We start from the raw sequence: 15,709 nt of genomic DNA, 5'->3' as shown, positions 1-15,709 counted from the left end.
TGGAAGTCCACAACGTGGATATCAGCGGAATTTCCATTTCCGGTATCGAGAACCTTAACGTATTTGACAGAATTGTTCTGACACCCGAGCAGCTCGGAATGTTTTCCGTTTTGATCTCGCCGCCATCGAATACGGCAACCATAGAAGCTGCGGTGCCAGGCATATATAAGATTCCCTCTGGCAATATCTTGGTTTTCAACCCGACATGGAATTTTGTCGGCTCTCAAGGAAATGACACGCTCATCACGACGACCGGTTTCAATAATATTCTGGACGGACGCGGCGGCAACGATATTTTGCTGGGCCATTTCGGCACCCAAACCCTCAAAGGCGGCGAAGGCAACGACTATATCGCCGGTCTTGGCGGCCAGGATTTCATGTATGGCGAAGGCGGCAATGATGAATTCGGCGTCGGGGGCGACGAAATCGTTGACGGAGAAATCATCGACGGCGGCAGCGGCATCAACCAGGTATCGAGCTGGCGCGCGGATCTATCCAAGGCGACGATCACGAATGTCCAGACGCTTGGCGTGCATCTGGATTGGGTGAAACTGACCGCCGCTCAATTGAGCGCTTTCACGAAACTTGAAACCTATGACGGCCCGGCGACGCTGATCGCGGCCGGCGCGGGCAAATACAACATCGAGGCCAAGGATCATTGGGGCGTATTCAACCTCACGGGATCGGACGGCAATGACGAACTCATCGGCAATGTCGACGGGCAAACCATCCTCGGCGGCGCGGGCAATGATTATATCGGCGGGCTTGGCGGCGCGGATACGCTGCTCGGCGGCGAAGGCGATGACGAATTCGGCATCGGCGGCGGCGACGCTCCGGCGGGAGAAATCATCGACGGCGGCGCAGGGTCGAACCGCATCTCTAGCTGGGGCGACGTCGACCTATCCCAAGCCTCGATCAGCAATGTCCAGACCCTCGGCCTTCACGGCGGCAGCGTGACGCTGACGGCGGCGCAATTGGCGGGGTTCAGCTCCATAGTCCAGTATGACGCCAATGCGCGAATAAAGATCATCGGCGCTACGCCCGGGACTTATGATGCAACGGGAAAGATCCAGAATGGCGTATTTGACCTCGTCGGATCTTCAGGCGACGATACGCTTATAAGCCACAGCGTCTTTCAAACAATTGATGCTGGCGGCGGCGACGATCTCATCATTGCCAATGCGGTCGCTCGCACAATAGATGGCGGCTCCGGAAATAACGTTCTTCGCAGCATGAGCGGCTTCCCATCCAAGGATTATAGCCAATCGATCATCCGCAATATTCAAACGCTCGAAGTGGCAGGATCTATCGGGCTGTCCACGGGCCAAATAGCAGGGATTTCCCATTTTGTCTCAATTGCCGACGGAGCAACCATTGGAAATGATGTCATTGACTTAACCGGCAAGACGGTAGCCAATCAGCTTAAATTCAGAGGCCGCAATATTATCGGCAGCGACGATGACGATGTTTTGGTAGATTCAGGGAGCAATATCGGCCTCTCGTTCAACGGCCGCGGCGGTAACGACACCATATTTGTAAATGGGGATTATTATAATCCACCGGCCGGCAATATCGATGGCGGCGCAGGATATAATACGCTGTCGACAGCATCGAATATTTCTAACCTCACCATACAAAATATGCAGGCGCTCGACTGGTACAATACCGTCTACCTGACCGGATCACAGCTTGAGCAATTCACTGCGCTGATAGGCAGTGGCGATATCGTTGCCGTTTCCGCCGGAACAATCGATATAAGCAACAAAACCACAACGCATGCCATCGACCTCCGTGGCTCGACGGGCGATGATACGGTCATCGGCGACGATTACGGCCAATATCTTTATGGCGAGAGCGGCAATGACATCATTTATGGCAATGGCGGCGCCGACCATATTTCCGCCGGAGGTAAATATTCGTCATATCTTGCGGGATTCGATGTGCTGCATGGCGGCGAAGGCGATGATGACTTGCATAACGATGGCAGTGCCTGCGAAATGTATGGTGAAGAAGGTGATGATGTCCTGTATGTGAGTGGAGAAAACGCCTTTCTTCCCGGACTTTCTGGAGCGATATTGGATGGAGGCTCAGGCAATAATACTCTGGTGGCCAACCTAAATATTTCTCAGGCCACGATTGCCAACGTCCAAACCCTGAAGATTGACAGCGTTGCCATTATGCTGACGGCAGCCCAACTAGCATTATTCAGCAAAATTGACACAACGCTTGCAGGCGCGGCCCCAAATGTCTTTGGCGCCACAGCAGGCACCTATGATTTTTCGAATAAAACGATTACAGGAGAATTCGACTTTTACGGCTCGGACGGCAACGATATCATCCGTGGCAGAAACAGCGCAGATACGCTGTACGGCGGCGAAGGCGATGATGAGTTCAACATCACCGGCAATGAAGCTCCCGAAGACGAGACCATCGACGGCGGCGCGGGCATCAACACGCTCTCCACCTGGGACGCCGATGTGAGCGCGGCCACCATCAGCAATGTGCAGAAGCTGAACGTCAATCAGAGTTGGGTCAAGCTGACGGGGATACAGCTGGACAAGATAAATACGCTCACGGCCATAGGCAGCGGGCCGAAAACGATCATGGCGGCGGAAAGCGCGCTCTATCAATACTACGATCTCAGTGTCACAACGGTCGTTGGAGTATTCAATATCACCGGCTCCTCCGGCGACGAAATGTTGACCGGGAATGTGGCGGCGCAGACCCTCATCGGCGGCGGCGGCAATGACTATCTGACCGGCAAGGGCGGCGCGGATACGATGCTCGGCGGCGACGGCAACGACACGTTCAACGTCACCGGCAGCGAGGCGCCGGCCGGCGAATATATCGACGGCAATGCCGATTCCAACGTCATCAATGTCTGGGGGCCCTTCACCGATCTTTCACAGGCGGTGATCGTCAATGTGCAGACGCTGATGATGTATGGCAGCAGCGTGATGCTGACGGCGGAGCAGTTTACGAATTTCACGTCGATCTACGGCTTCGAACCCGTCAAATATGTCGTGGCGGCAACGTCCGGCACGTATGATCTATCGACGCGGAATGCGGCTGATACGGTCAATCTTAGCGTCGGCGCGGGTTTGAGCGTCGGCGATGTCACCTTTATCGGCAACGGCTCGCATCAGAACCTGATCGGCGGGACGGGCAATGACTCGCTGTATGGCCTCAGCGGCAATGATAATCTGTATGGCGGCGAGGGCAACGACCATCTGGAAGGCGGCGCTTATAATGACAGCCTCTACGGCGAAGCCGGCAATGACGACCTCACGGGCGGTATCGGCGGCGACTTCATGGATGGCGGCACCGGCAACGATACCTACCATTTCGCCGGCGGCGACGGCGCGGACGAGATCCGCGATAGCGATGCCACGCCGGGCAATCATGACGTCCTGGCTCTTGGGGCGGGCATCATGCATGACAATTTATGGTTCTCGCGTTCCGGCGGGGATTTGCTGATCCAGGTCGTCGGCACCAGCCACAGCGTCAAGATCGACAACTGGTATGGCGGCGCGGCCAATCAGATCGAGGAAATCACGGCTTCGGACGGCTATTCGCTCGCCAATACCCAGGTTCAGAACCTCGTCAATGTCATGGCGACGTTCGGCGTGCCGAGCGGCACGGTCTTCCCAGGGGAATACCGCGCCGAACTCGATCCGGTCATCGCGGCCAACTGGACTTAAGCGCCACTTACGGCATAACGGACCGTACAGCGCGTATTTTAACCATGATGGATGGTGGATTCTGCGGCTGGCTTCGGCTACAAAGTTATCCACAGCCTCCATATAGATAAAATCATAGCGCGACATGAAACCGCCCGAATCCGATAACGTCACGCGATCCGCCTTCACCGGTGGGACGGCGGCATTCGTTCTGCTGGCCCGCTTCCATGGCATCGCCGTCAACCCGGAACAACTGCTCCATCAATTCGGAAACGCCTTTGGCGTCTCCGAAATGCTGCGCGCGGCGAACGCGCTGAAGCTCAAGGCGCGCACGATCGATAGCCGCTGGGATCGGCTGGAAAAAACGCCGCTTCCGGCCATGATCGAATGCAAGGACGGAAAGTTTCTTATTCTCGCCAAGATGGGCGAAGATAAAGTCCTGATCCAAGATCCAGCCGCCGCGCAGCCGCAAATGCTGAGCCGCGCCGAATTCGAGGCGCAATGGACCGGAAGAATCATTCTCATGACTCGCCGCGCGGGCTTGAGCGATCTGGCGCGGCGTTTCGACATCACCTGGTTTTTGCAGGCGATGCACAAATACCGCCGCCTGCTGGCGGAAGTTTTGATCGCCTCGTTCTTCCTGCAGCTTTTCGCGCTGATCTCGCCGCTGTTTTTCCAGGTCGTGATCGACAAGGTGCTGGTGCATCGCGGCCTGACGACGCTGGACGTGCTGATTATCGGCATCGTCGCCGTCTCGGTGTTCGAGAGCGTTCTGACGGCGCTGCGAACTTACGTCTTTTCCCACACGACCAGCCGCATCGACGTAGAATTGGGAGCGAGGCTGTTCCGGCATCTGGTGGCACTGCCGATCGCCTATTTTGAATCGCGCCGCGCGGGCGATAGCGTCGCGCGCGTCCGCGAATTGGAAAATATCCGCAATTTTCTGACCAGTTCCTCCCTGACGCTGGTGATCGATCTTTTCTTCACGATCATTTTTCTTGCCGTCATGGCTTATTATTCTCTGTTTCTGACCGGCATCGTGCTGGCGTCGCTTCCGGTCTATGTGGCGATCTCGGTCGCCGTCACGCCAATCTTCCGAAAGCGCCTCGATGAGAAATTCAATCGCGGCGCGGAGAACCAGTCTTTCCTGGTCGAAAGCATCACCGGCATCGAAACCTTGAAGGCGATGGCCGTCGAGCCGCAGATGCAGCGGCGCTGGGAGGAGCAAATCGCCGGTTACGTGCAATCGAGCTTCAAGGTCCTCAATCTCGGCAATTGGGCAAGCCAGGGCGTTCAGCTTGTCAGCAAGCTCGTCACCGCCGCGATCCTGTTCTTTGGGGCCAAGGCCGTCATCGACGGCGATTTGAGCGTCGGCGAGCTGGTCGCCTTTAACATGCTGGCGCAGCGGGTTTCGCAGCCGGTCCTGCGTTTGGCCCAGGTCTGGCAGGACTTTCACCAAGCGAAAATTTCCATCGACCGGCTTGGCGATATTCTCAATACGCATCCGGAACCGCAATTTACGCCGGGGCGCACCGCGCTTCCCGCCATCAAAGGCGCGGTCGCTTTCGAGCATGTCACGTTCCGTTACCGGCTCGACGGCCCTGAAATTCTGCGCGACATCAATATCGCCATTCCATCGGGACAAGTCGTCGGCATCGTCGGCCCGTCCGGTTCCGGCAAATCGACGCTGACGAAATTGATGCAACGCCTCTATACGCCGGAAGCCGGGCGCGTCATGATGGATGGCGTCGATTTATCCATGATCGACGTTTCGGGATTGCGGCGGCAAGTCGGCGTCGTGTTGCAGGAGAATGTCCTGTTCAACCGCTCGATCCGCGATAATATCGCGCTAGCCGATCCCGGAACGCCGATTGAGCGCGTCATTCAGGCGGCAAAGCTCGCGGGCGCGCATGAATTCATTCTCGAATTGCCGCAAGGCTATGACACCCATGTCGGCGAACGCGGCGCGGGACTTTCCGGCGGCCAGCGCCAGCGCATCGCCATCGCCCGCGCGCTGATTGCCGATCCGCGCATTCTGATTTTCGACGAAGCGACCAGCGCCCTCGATTACGAGAGCGAGCGAGTCATTCAGGAGAACATGCGCCATATCGTCAAGGGGCGCACCGTCATCATCATCGCGCACCGGCTTTCCGCCGTGCGGCATTGCGACCGCATCATCACCATCGAGAAGGGCCGCATTGTCGAAGACGGCCGTCATGAGGATTTGGTCAAGACCGGCGGGCGCTACGCCTCGTTATTGCGCCTGCAGGGAGGCTTGCATGTCGTCTGAACAGGCCAAAGTTCTGTCTTTTCCCTTTATCGCGCATCGGAACGACGAAACGGAATTCCTGCCCGCCGCGCTGGAGATCGTCGAGACACCCGCGTCCCCTGCGGGCCGCGCCATCGCCGGAACGATCATCGCATTCTTTCTGATCGCCTTGCTATGGGCCAGCTTCGGCACCGTGGACATCATCGCTACCGCTTCCGGCAAAATTATGCCGACCGAGCGGACGAAAACCATCCAGCCGTTTGAAACCGGCGTCGTACGCTCCATTCGCGTGCGGGACGGCCAGCAGGTCAAGGCCGGCGACGTCCTTATCGAAATCGACCCGACGATCAACGAAGCGGAGCGGGATCGGCTGCAAAAGGAAGTCATTGTCGCGAAACTCGACGTTGCCAGATTGAAGGCCATGTTAAGCGGCAAGCCGGATTTGACGAGCGAATTCATCGCTCCCGCCGATGCGCCGCAGGAGCAAATCCTCCTGCAGCAAAGACTGCTCGCCAATCAAGCCGAGGAAATGCACGCCAAGCTGAACGGAATCGACAGGCAAATAGCGCAAAGCGAGGGCAATAAGACGGCGGTAGAATCGACCATCGGCAAACTGAAACAATCCATCCCATTGCTGAAGCAACGCGATGAAATGCGCCATGAACTTGCCGAGAAAGGCTATGGCTCAAAGCTGGATGCCCTTGCGGCCCGGCAAGATCTCGGCGAACATGAAAACGAGTTAAAGGTTCAGCAGGGCCGGCTGGCGGAAGCCAACGGGGCGCTGGCCGCCCTCAAGGAACAGCGACGGCAGATCGAGGCCGAGTATCACCGCAACAATCTGCACGATCTCGCCGAAGCCGAGCAAAAGGCCGCGGGCCTGCAGGAGCAATTGATCCAGGCTTCTCAAAGATCGAAGCTGCAAACCCTCGTCGCGCCCGTGGACGGCACGGCGCAACAATTGGCCGTGCATACCGAGGGAGGCGTCGTGACCCCCGCGCAGGCGCTGCTTTCCATCGTGCCGGCCGATAGCGGCCTCGAAATCGAAGCGATGGTTTCCAACCGCGATATCGGCTTCGTCCAGGCCGGACAGGAAGTCGCGATCAAGATCGATACTTTCAACTTCACCAAATACGGGCTTCTGAACGGCCGGGTGATGTCCGTATCCCAAGACGCCATTGCGCGGCAGAAGCCTTCGGATACGACCGACAGAAAATCAGCGGGAGCGGAAAGCGAATCCAGCGAGCCGAAGGGTCAGGAACTGGTCTATGCCGCCCGCGTATCGCTCGACCGCACGCAAATGGATGTCGATGGAAGACTGGTCAATCTATCGCCCGGCATGGCCGTTACCGCCGAAATCAAAACCGGCACCCGCCGCATCATCGAATATCTTCTCTCTCCGCTCGCCAAACATGGGCAGGAGGCAATGCGCGAGAGATGAAAGTAATGATCCTGCTGCATGCAAGCCTCTTTATTTGCTATAGTCGCTCCATCAACAGGGAGACGCATCATGGTTAAGAAGGCATCCGAAGCATCGGTGAGCTTCACAACGGATCAGATAGAGGCTGCCGAGGCGACACGGCAAGATCATGGCCCGCATTTTGCCGCGCTCGATGCGGAATCGCGCAAATATGTGGACCGCGAAATTATCGAGCGTTATCGAGAGATGGCGCGCCAGGCTGCGGCGGCACAGGGCAAGAATAGCTTCGGCGTTTCCTATGTCAGTCCTCAATTCGTGGCATATCGCGCCAAGACAAGGGAAGAAATCGCGGCAGATCCGGCGCAGGTCGTCAAAGCGGCCGCGAATTATCCGGTCTATCTGCAACGCGAGCAGGAATGCGGCGCCTGCCTTGCGCCGCCGGAGCGGCAGTCTCTCACGGCGCCGTCGCAAAAGGCCGTTATCGATTATGGCCCGAATTAGCTTTCAGCAAGGCCGAATGCATTTCCAGCGCCGCTTTCCGTCATCCGGAGAGCGGCGTTTCGCATTGCAAGAGAAACGCTGGACTTAAAGTTTGTATGGTTGCGGGGGCAGGATTTGAACCTGCGGCCTTCAGGTTATGAGCCTGACGAGCTACCGGGCTGCTCCACCCCGCGTCACCTATATAATGCCAAGCGAAGAGCGCCAGCATCTAGAGAGGCGCTGTTGTCGCCCTAAACGCGATCCTTTGTCAAGCATGATAGCTGACAGCGCAGCCCTGGCTGGCAAAACAGGCGATTTCAAAGGAAATTTCTTGCAAATCGCGGCCTGATATCCGCTATTCGCGCCTTACATCCACTTCGACGCCACGTCGCCCGAGACCGGCTCGGCACGGGCGAGCGCGGCGAACATCGCCTCCATCGTGTCGGCGACGGCAAACAAATCGAGATTGGCGGGCGGGGCGAAGCCGGCATCGACCAGGCCGCGAATAAGGGCCAGAAGATGATCCCAATAGCCGCACGCGTTGTAAATCACGATGGGCTTGGCATGGAGATTCAACTGTTTCCAGGTGAGGATTTCAAACGTCTCGTCGAGCGTGCCGAATCCGCCGGGCAGGATGACGAACGCATCGGACCGTTCGACCATCATGCGCTTGCGGGTGTGCATGTCGGCGACGACGATCAGCTCGGTCAGGCCGGTATGCTCGACCTCGCGGCTCTGGATATGTTCCGGAATGATGCCGGTAACCTTGCCGCCCGCCGCCAGCGCCGCGTCGGCGACGATGCCCATGAGCCCGACGCGCCCGCCGCCATAGACGATGCGCTTGCCTTTTTCCGCCAGGCCCCTGCCTACGGCGCGGGCGACATCTTTATATGCCTCGTCCACGCGATTGGACGAGCCGCAATAAACGCACACTGAATCGATAGGCACTTCGCTGATCCTGAATTAAGACGAGGGAATCCGAAAGGACATGGGGATCATCATAGAACGGGATTCGTTAAAATTAGTTTAGACGCCAGAATAGAGTCTGTTCCTACAAGTGTCCGCCGATAAGCTGCAAAAAAGGCCGGGCCTCCCGGTAAAAATCGATCAGCGCACCCATGATATCCGCGTCGGAGGCCTCGCAGGCAACCGGCGCGTCGGCTTCGAGCACGATGCAGGAATGGCCGTCGACCCGGAACCGGGCCTTGTCCAGCCTGGAAGCCCCGGCGATGATATCGAGCAAAATCATGCGGCGGTCATGGCCTTCGACGGTAAAGGGCAGATAGCCGACTTTAGCCTCGAAATGCAGTTCCGTCGCGCCCCTGACCCGCTTTTGGGCGAAATGGACCTGAAGCCCGTCCAGCTCGAAATCGCCCTTGCAGAAGCGCGCGACGGCGCGGGTCGGCGCAAGATCGTCATTTTGCGGCAAAAATAGCTCGCCCACGGCCAATCACCCGGAAAAATCGCTATAGTCAGTCCGCTTAAAAACTGGAAGAAAGCCCCGTCGCATCTCTCATGCAACATTTTGGAAACAAACAAAAAGTCGACAGGGCTTTCTTCCGGTTTTTAAGTTGACGCACTAATAAAAGACAGATGATACGCAAAGCCATTTAACACCCGCTTAAAAACCGCTATAAACTGGGCTCGATACGTTCTTAACCAGCAAATAACCAACCGCCGGTCAGTCATGTCAGATTATTTCCCCATCCCCGCCCTGCATCCCGCCGGGCATGCCATCATCGCCGTCGCGGGGATCGCCACGCTGGCGCTGGGCGCCTTGGCGTGGCCGCTGGGCGCCATCGGCGGGCTGGCGACTTTATTCTGCGTCTATTTCTTCCGCGATCCCGACCGCGTCGTTCCGGCGCGCGAGGGATTGCTGGTCGCGCCCGCCGACGGCCGCGTCACCGCCATCGCCGAGATCATGCCGCCTGCGGAATGGGGACTCGGCGATAAGCCGCGCACGCGGATCACCATCTTCCTGAGCGTGTTCGACGTGCATGTGAACCGCATCGCCGCCGCAGGAAAAATCGCCAGAAAAATCTACCATCCGGGAAAATTCCTCCATGCCGGAGACAAGGACAGCGAGCATAACGAGCGGCTGGCGCTGGTGATCGAAACGCCGTCGGGCGAGGATTACGCCCAGGTGCAGATCGCGGGCCTCATCGCGCGGCGTATCCTTTGCTACGCGCAGGAAGGGCAGCAGACCGAAACCGGCCAGCGTTACGGCATCATCCGCTTCGGCAGCCGCGCCGACGTCTATCTGCCGGAAGGCGTCGCGCCCCTGGTCGCGGTCGGGCAAACCATGATCGGCGGCGAGACCGTGCTGGGCGATTGCGTCGGCGGCGCGTCTGCGCGCACAGAGGTGACACGATGAGTTTTTCAGCCCGCGGGGAAAATTAATGCCCCGGAAAATTTTAATCACCGACAGCCTGTTCGTTTTTGACGAACATGTCGCGCAGATGAAAGCGGCGGGATTTGATCCGACGCGGCTTGATAAAGTTAAAGCAACCGAAGCCGAACTCGTCGAGGCCATCAGCGGCTGCGAAGGCTATATTCTGGGCGGAGTTGAGCAGGTCACCGAGCCGGTCATCCGCGCGGGGGCCGGACATCTGAAAGTCATCAGCTTCACGGGCGCGGATTACGGCGCGTTTATTCCGGTAGCCGATTTCGCGACACAAAACGGAATCGCCATCACGAATTGTCCCGGAGCCAACGCATCCGCCGTGGCGGAGTTCGCGCTGACATATATATTAATGCTGGCGCGACGCATTCCGCAGCTTACCATGCAAGGTGGCAAGGATTTTTATATCGCCGATGAATTTTCCGCCATGACGGTCGGCGTGCTTGGCTATGGCTTCATCGGCCAAAAAGTCGCGTCCATGCTCAAGACGCTTGGGTTCAGGGTTATCGTTTCGTCCCGCTCCAACAGCCCGCGCATAGCGCAAGACGGCCTCAAGCCCGTCACGATTGACGAATTGGTGACGCAAAGCGACGTGCTGACCATCCATGTCGACAAGAAATCCGGCGCGGGATTAATCACGGCCTCCCAGGTGAACAAGATGAAGTCCGGCGCCGGGCTAGTGAATACATGCGACGATAGCGTGATCGACTCGGCTGCCCTGCTGGCGCGCCTTGCCAGGGGCGAGATTTTCTTTGCCGGCGATCATGTCGATCTCAAAGCGCCGGCGGGCTGTCCGGCCGGCCAGTTTATCAAGACCAACGCTTCGATCGCCTTTAACACGCGGCAGGCCAACAAGCTGGCGAGCGACTGGGCAACCCAATCGGTGATCAATCTGATGACCGGCAAGGACGATCCCTATATCGTCAACCCCGAATACAAAAAATACGCGAAGGCGGCATGACATGCTGATACAATCCAAACACAGGCCCGGCATGCTGCTCACGAGGCTGCTTCCCAACGTGCTGACGCTGCTCTCGCTCTGCTCGGGATTGAGCGCCATTCGCTTCGCGCTGCGCGAACAGTGGGAAGCGGCGGTCATCGCCATCATCATCGCGGCCATTTTCGATCTGCTCGACGGGCGCGTGGCGCGCATGCTGAACATCACCAGCAAATTCGGCGCCGAGCTCGACAGCCTTTCCGATCTCGTCAGTTTCGGCCTCGCCCCGGCGATCACGCTCTATCAATGGGTGCTGGACGAGGGCGAAGGGCTGGGCTGGCTCGCGGTGCTGGCCTTCGTGCTGTGCGCCGCGCTGCGGCTGGCGCGCTTCAACACCATGCTCGACAATCCGAATGTCCCGTCCTGGCAGAAGAATTACTTCACCGGCGTGCCGGTGCCCGCCGCCGCGGGCCTGGCGATCATGCCGATGGTCTGGAGCTTCGCGCTCGAAAGCGATTTGCCGCGCATCCCGCAAGTCATCGCCGTGTGGCTGATGCTGCTCGGCGGCCTGATGGTCAGCCGGCTGCCGACCTTCTCGCTGAAAGGCCGCCGGGTGCCGCAAAGCTGGATCGTGCCGATCCTGATCGCTTTCGGGCTGCTCGCGGCGCAGCTGGTCACCAATCCATGGCGCACGCTGGGGCTTTTGAATTTGCTGTATATCATCACGCTGCCGCTAAGCTGGTGGCAATTCCGGCAACATGCCAAGCGAGAACCCGAATGACAACGCCGCACCAGGTTAAATTACAGCGTCCCGACGGGACGGACATGACGATCGCCAATGACGCGAAGCTCAGCATCATCGCCGGGCCGTGCCAGCTCGAATCGCGCGCGCACGCTTTGGAAATAAGCGCGGCGCTGGCCGAGATCGCGCAAAAATTCTCCATCAACATCATCTACAAGACCTCGTTCGACAAGGCCAACCGCACCTCGGTCAGAACCGAGCGCGGCCTCGGCATGGCGGAGTCGCTGCCGATCCTTGCCGAAGTCCGGGAGACAACCAATCTGCCGGTTCTGACCGACGTGCATGACGCCCTGCAATGCGCGCCCGTGGCCGAAGCGGTCGACGTGCTGCAGATTCCCGCCTTTCTGTGCCGCCAGACCGATCTGCTGCTTGCGGCGGGGAAAACCGGCAGGGCGATCAATGTCAAGAAAGGCCAGTTTCTCGCGCCGTGGGACATGAAAAACGTCGCCGCCAAGATCGCCAGCACCGGCAACGAGCGCATCCTGCTGTGCGAGCGCGGCGCGAGTTTCGGCTATAACACCTTGGTCTCGGACATGCGCGCGCTGCCGATCATGGCGGAAACCGGCTATCCAGTCGTCTTCGACGCCACCCATTCGGTACAGCAGCCGGGCGGCCAGGGCGACCGCAGCGGCGGCCAGCGCGAATTCGTGCCGGTGCTGGCCCGCGCCGCGATCGCGGTCGGCGTCGCGGCGGTGTTCATCGAAACCCACCAGGATCCCGACGCCGCGCCGTCGGACGGACCGAACATGGTGCCGCTCAAATCCATGCCCGCCTTGGTTAAGATGCTTCTGGAATTCGACGAAATCGCCAAGCGCAATCCCGTCGCGGCGTAGCCTGCGCCGACATACGGCCTGGCGGATTTTTGTTTTTTAGTTTCATGCATTCGCCTATAGGATGCAGGCTTATTGCTGAAATATTATACGGAAACGGATAAGCCATGCCCCATACGAAAAAGCAGAAGGCCGGACACTCTTCCGACGCGGCGAAACCGCCCAGCGCGCACAGCGAGATTCGAGCCCTGAGAACCGCCGTGACGGCGATGTTCAAGCGCGTCGTCAACCAACGGCAAATGGATTCGGCCGATACGCTTATCGATACGCTGGACCAGCTTGCCGCGCATCCGGCGCGCACCCTCGAAGCGATGACATGGCTTGGCTTCGTCGCCGACGCCATGACCTCCGAGAAAGCCGGACCGGATCGGGAACAGTTTCGGGACAAAGCCGTCGGCATCATGGTGAAACACGTCGATCTCGTTTCCGATGCCGGGATGCGCGTCGATTATCTCACCAAAGCGCTGCTGCTTGTTCCCGCCGGCTCCGATCCCGCCCAGCAGGCGGCGGAAAAGATTCTCAAAAATGTGCGCGCCTTCAACAATCCTTATTATGAGCTCGTCGTCTTGATGATGACGGCAGAGCGCGTCAAGCCCGGCTCGGAGGTCGAGCAAAGCTTGCTAGGCCCCATCCTCAACGCGGCGAGCCTGCCGGTCGTCAATAAATCTCAGAAACTGGAGGCATTCACCTTGGTGGCGGCGCGCGCCATGCCGGATTCACAGCCTGCCAAGGACGCCCAAGAGAAACTGGAAGAAGCCACGCGCTTCGAGGTTAAGCAGCCCCATGCCCGGCTATGGAAGGACGCGGGCGGAGAAGGAATGACCCAAATGGAACGGAATTTTTATTACAACTCTCGTCGCAATCTCGAGAGCGCGCGCCGGCTGCGTAATTCCGGCCCGTAACATCGCCTCGATCGCGGCCCTAAGCGATTCCCGCCCTCAGCAAATCATGGATGTGGATAAGGCCGACCGGCTTGTTGCCGGCGTCGACGACGAATAATTGCGTGCGGCGCTTGGCGTTGAGGATATTGAGCGCCTCGGCGGCGAGCGCCCTGCCCTCGATGGTCATGGGATTGCGGGTCATGACCTCGCCCACCGGCTGCGTCAGCAATTCGCTTCCCATATGGCGGCGCAAATCGCCGTCGGTGACGATGCCCAGCAGCTTGCCGTCTTCATCGACGATTCCAGCGCAGCCGAAACTCTTCTCGGTCATGATCATCAGCACGTCGGCCATCATCGCGTCCGGCGGCGCGAGCGGCAATTCGTCCGCGCCATGCATCAGGTCGGCGACGCGCTTGAGCTTGCTGCCCAGCTTGCCGCCGGGATGGACGTTGCGGTAATCGTCGGCGGTGAATCCGTTCTGTTCCAGCACCGCGATGGCAAGCGCGTCGCCGAGCGCCAACATCATCGTGGTCGAGGTGGTCGGCGCCAGGCCCATGGGGCACACTTCCGGCACGTTCGGCAATAGCAGCACGACATCGGCGGCCTCGGCGAGCGCGCTGCCCGCGCCGCTGGTGATCGCGATCAGGGTCATATCGAAACGGCTGGTGTAGGCGATCAGGTCGCTGAGTTCGTTGGTCTCGCCGGAATTGGACAGCGCGATGACGATGTCTTTATGCGTGACCATGCCGAGATCGCCATGGCTCGCTTCGGCGGGATGGACGAAAAGCGCAGGCGTGCCGGTGGAGGAAAATGTCGCCGCGATCTTGCGGGCGATATGACCGCTTTTCCCCATGCCGGAAACGACGACGCGGCCTTTCGCATCGGCGATCTTCCGCGCCGCCAGCGAGAAATTGCCGTCGAGCGCGGCGCCCAGCGCGCGCAGCGCCTCGGCCTCGGCGGCGAGAACACGCAGACCTGATGCGGTGAAATCGTCTTGCGAAGCCATAAGCCGCCGCACTTTTTGCTGAGTCATTGCCGATCCATCACGAATACAAACCCATCGCCGTTCAAAAATTGCGACGATTACAAAACTGCCGCGATTATACCCTTTTTCGGGCCGAGGCAGCGACAATTATTTATTTGCGGATATGCCGCGACGACAACCCTTCGCTTGAAGGGTTTATCCGCGCGGCCCTCCTCCGGCGCCGCTGGCGGCAACGCCGCGCTGTCCTCCCGGAGGAGGCGCCGCGCGGGGAGAGCTGCCGCGATCCGGCGCCGCAGCAAAAGGCATGGGCGTGGATACCGGCGCGGGCTCGATAACCGTGGCATTTTGATTCGAGGCCATCATCAGCGCGCGCGCAGGGCGGCTGACCAATGTTCCTGCAATCATGTCCCAATCGCCATAACGATGGATTTTGGCGCTCATGCGCTTACAAGCACTTTTAAGCGCATCGTAGGTGTTTTTTCGGCATATAATCGGTATGAATATATAAGGCCGTGCCGCCGTCGCGAGAAAGCTGTTCGGATGTCGCGGCATGCAGCATGGCCGGTAAAACCTGCCTCAGAGTCTCATCGTCGTTGAATTTCAAAAGCTGAACATGGGTCGTAGGACGAACAAGGAAGGTCGACAATCCCCGCGAGCAGATCATGACGCCATCGATTTTCTGGCTCTCCTGATCGGTGCTGACGATGCAAAAGTGATTCTCGCTGCGATCCTTGGCGGTTTGGCCATAGAGAGCGGTCGCCACGGCCAGTTCAGCCTGATCGCCGTTAAGCGAGAAATGATTTCGCAGGAAGCTCTCGAGCGCCGGCCTGTCGCTTTCCCTTGCCAGGCGAACATTTCTGTTGCTGCCAAGTTCTTCGAGCTCATCTACGGTATTTTCGTTAACATGCTGCGCTTCGTGAAAATACAGGATGGAATTCCTGTTCTCGAAATCTATTTCCGGCGAGAATTTTTTATACATGCCGAGCGCAGGCTTGTTTTTCCTTCCCACGGAATATTTTATGCCTCG

Annotated in this window: 14 protein-coding genes and 1 tRNA gene; 9 read left to right on the top strand and 6 right to left on the bottom strand. The window is 58.6% G+C overall.

Features of this window, described 5'->3' with window-relative positions; all coding sequences use genetic code 11:
* The first annotated feature begins 188 nt into the window (after nt 1-188).
* From WDO70_02690 to WDO70_02675, 4 genes are all read left to right on the top strand, one after another.
* A complete protein-coding gene (locus WDO70_02690) occupies nt 189-3,701 on the top strand; it encodes a calcium-binding protein (protein MEJ0062117.1) in 3,513 nt (1,170 codons plus the stop codon).
* Nucleotides 3,702-3,825: 124 nt separating this feature from the next.
* Nucleotides 3,826-5,970: a type I secretion system permease/ATPase gene (locus tag WDO70_02685; protein ID MEJ0062116.1), complete on the top strand. Its 2,145-nt coding sequence runs from the start codon at nt 3,826-3,828 to the stop codon at nt 5,968-5,970.
* The gene (locus WDO70_02680) at nt 5,960-7,387 is read left to right on the top strand and encodes an HlyD family type I secretion periplasmic adaptor subunit (GenBank protein MEJ0062115.1); all 1,428 of its coding nucleotides are present in this window, start codon (nt 5,960-5,962) and stop codon (nt 7,385-7,387) included. The genes WDO70_02685 and WDO70_02680 overlap by 11 nt, the downstream gene beginning before the upstream one ends.
* A 69-nt stretch (nt 7,388-7,456) precedes the next feature.
* Complete coding sequence (locus tag WDO70_02675) at nt 7,457-7,867, top strand: hypothetical protein (protein MEJ0062114.1); 411 nt, start codon at nt 7,457-7,459, stop codon at nt 7,865-7,867.
* Between the two features lie 96 nt (nt 7,868-7,963).
* Here the strand turns inward: WDO70_02675 and WDO70_02670 are convergent.
* The 3 genes from WDO70_02670 to WDO70_02660 all read right to left on the bottom strand — a co-directional run bounded on the left by WDO70_02670 (nt 7,964) and on the right by WDO70_02660 (nt 9,290).
* A tRNA-Met gene (locus WDO70_02670) sits at nt 7,964-8,040 on the bottom strand.
* Nucleotides 8,041-8,212: 172 nt separating this feature from the next.
* Nucleotides 8,213-8,794, bottom strand: coding sequence for a TIGR00730 family Rossman fold protein (locus tag WDO70_02665; GenBank protein ID MEJ0062113.1), 582 nt, complete (start codon nt 8,792-8,794; stop codon nt 8,213-8,215).
* 103 nt (nt 8,795-8,897) lie between these two features.
* Nucleotides 8,898-9,290 carry a hypothetical protein gene (locus WDO70_02660; GenBank protein ID MEJ0062112.1) on the bottom strand — a complete coding sequence of 131 codons (393 nt, stop codon included), beginning with the start codon at nt 9,288-9,290 and terminating at the stop codon, nt 8,898-8,900.
* 243 nt (nt 9,291-9,533) lie between these two features.
* On the opposite strand from WDO70_02660, the gene WDO70_02655 reads away from it, so the two are divergent.
* The 5 genes from WDO70_02655 (at nt 9,534) to WDO70_02635 (ending at nt 13,718) form a co-directional block, all read left to right on the top strand.
* Nucleotides 9,534-10,220 (top strand): phosphatidylserine decarboxylase, encoded by a 687-nt coding sequence (locus tag WDO70_02655; GenBank protein ID MEJ0062111.1) that lies wholly within the window; start codon nt 9,534-9,536, stop codon nt 10,218-10,220.
* Between the two features lie 25 nt (nt 10,221-10,245).
* Entirely contained in the window at nt 10,246-11,208 is a 963-nt protein-coding gene (locus WDO70_02650; protein MEJ0062110.1) for an NAD(P)-dependent oxidoreductase, read from the top strand.
* A 1-nt stretch (nt 11,209) separates the two neighbouring features.
* Nucleotides 11,210-11,965, top strand: coding sequence for a CDP-diacylglycerol--serine O-phosphatidyltransferase (gene pssA, locus WDO70_02645; GenBank protein ID MEJ0062109.1), 756 nt, complete (start codon nt 11,210-11,212; stop codon nt 11,963-11,965).
* Nucleotides 11,966-12,009: 44 nt separating this feature from the next.
* Nucleotides 12,010-12,819, top strand: a complete 810-nt coding sequence (gene kdsA, locus WDO70_02640) for a 3-deoxy-8-phosphooctulonate synthase (protein MEJ0062108.1) — start codon at nt 12,010-12,012, stop codon at nt 12,817-12,819.
* A gap of 104 nt (nt 12,820-12,923) precedes the next feature.
* A complete protein-coding gene (locus WDO70_02635) occupies nt 12,924-13,718 on the top strand; it encodes a hypothetical protein (protein MEJ0062107.1) in 795 nt (264 codons plus the stop codon).
* Between the two features lie 19 nt (nt 13,719-13,737).
* On the opposite strand, the gene WDO70_02630 is transcribed toward WDO70_02635, so the two are convergent.
* From WDO70_02630 to WDO70_02620, 3 genes are all read right to left on the bottom strand, one after another.
* Nucleotides 13,738-14,703, bottom strand: coding sequence for a KpsF/GutQ family sugar-phosphate isomerase (locus WDO70_02630; GenBank protein MEJ0062106.1), 966 nt, complete (start codon nt 14,701-14,703; stop codon nt 13,738-13,740).
* A gap of 174 nt (nt 14,704-14,877) precedes the next feature.
* On the bottom strand, nt 14,878-15,123 hold the full coding sequence (locus tag WDO70_02625) for a hypothetical protein (protein MEJ0062105.1): 246 nt from the start codon (nt 15,121-15,123) through the stop codon (nt 14,878-14,880).
* Nucleotides 15,124-15,139: 16 nt separating this feature from the next.
* Nucleotides 15,140-15,691, bottom strand: coding sequence for a hypothetical protein (locus tag WDO70_02620; protein ID MEJ0062104.1), 552 nt, complete (start codon nt 15,689-15,691; stop codon nt 15,140-15,142).
* Nucleotides 15,692-15,709: the final 18 nt, after the last annotated feature.

Source organism: Alphaproteobacteria bacterium (assembly GCA_037200005.1).
Lineage (GTDB): Bacteria > Pseudomonadota > Alphaproteobacteria > UBA9219 > RFNS01 > JBBCGY01.
Note: the sequence above shows the minus strand (reverse complement) of the source record. Positions and strands in the feature narration are given on the sequence as shown.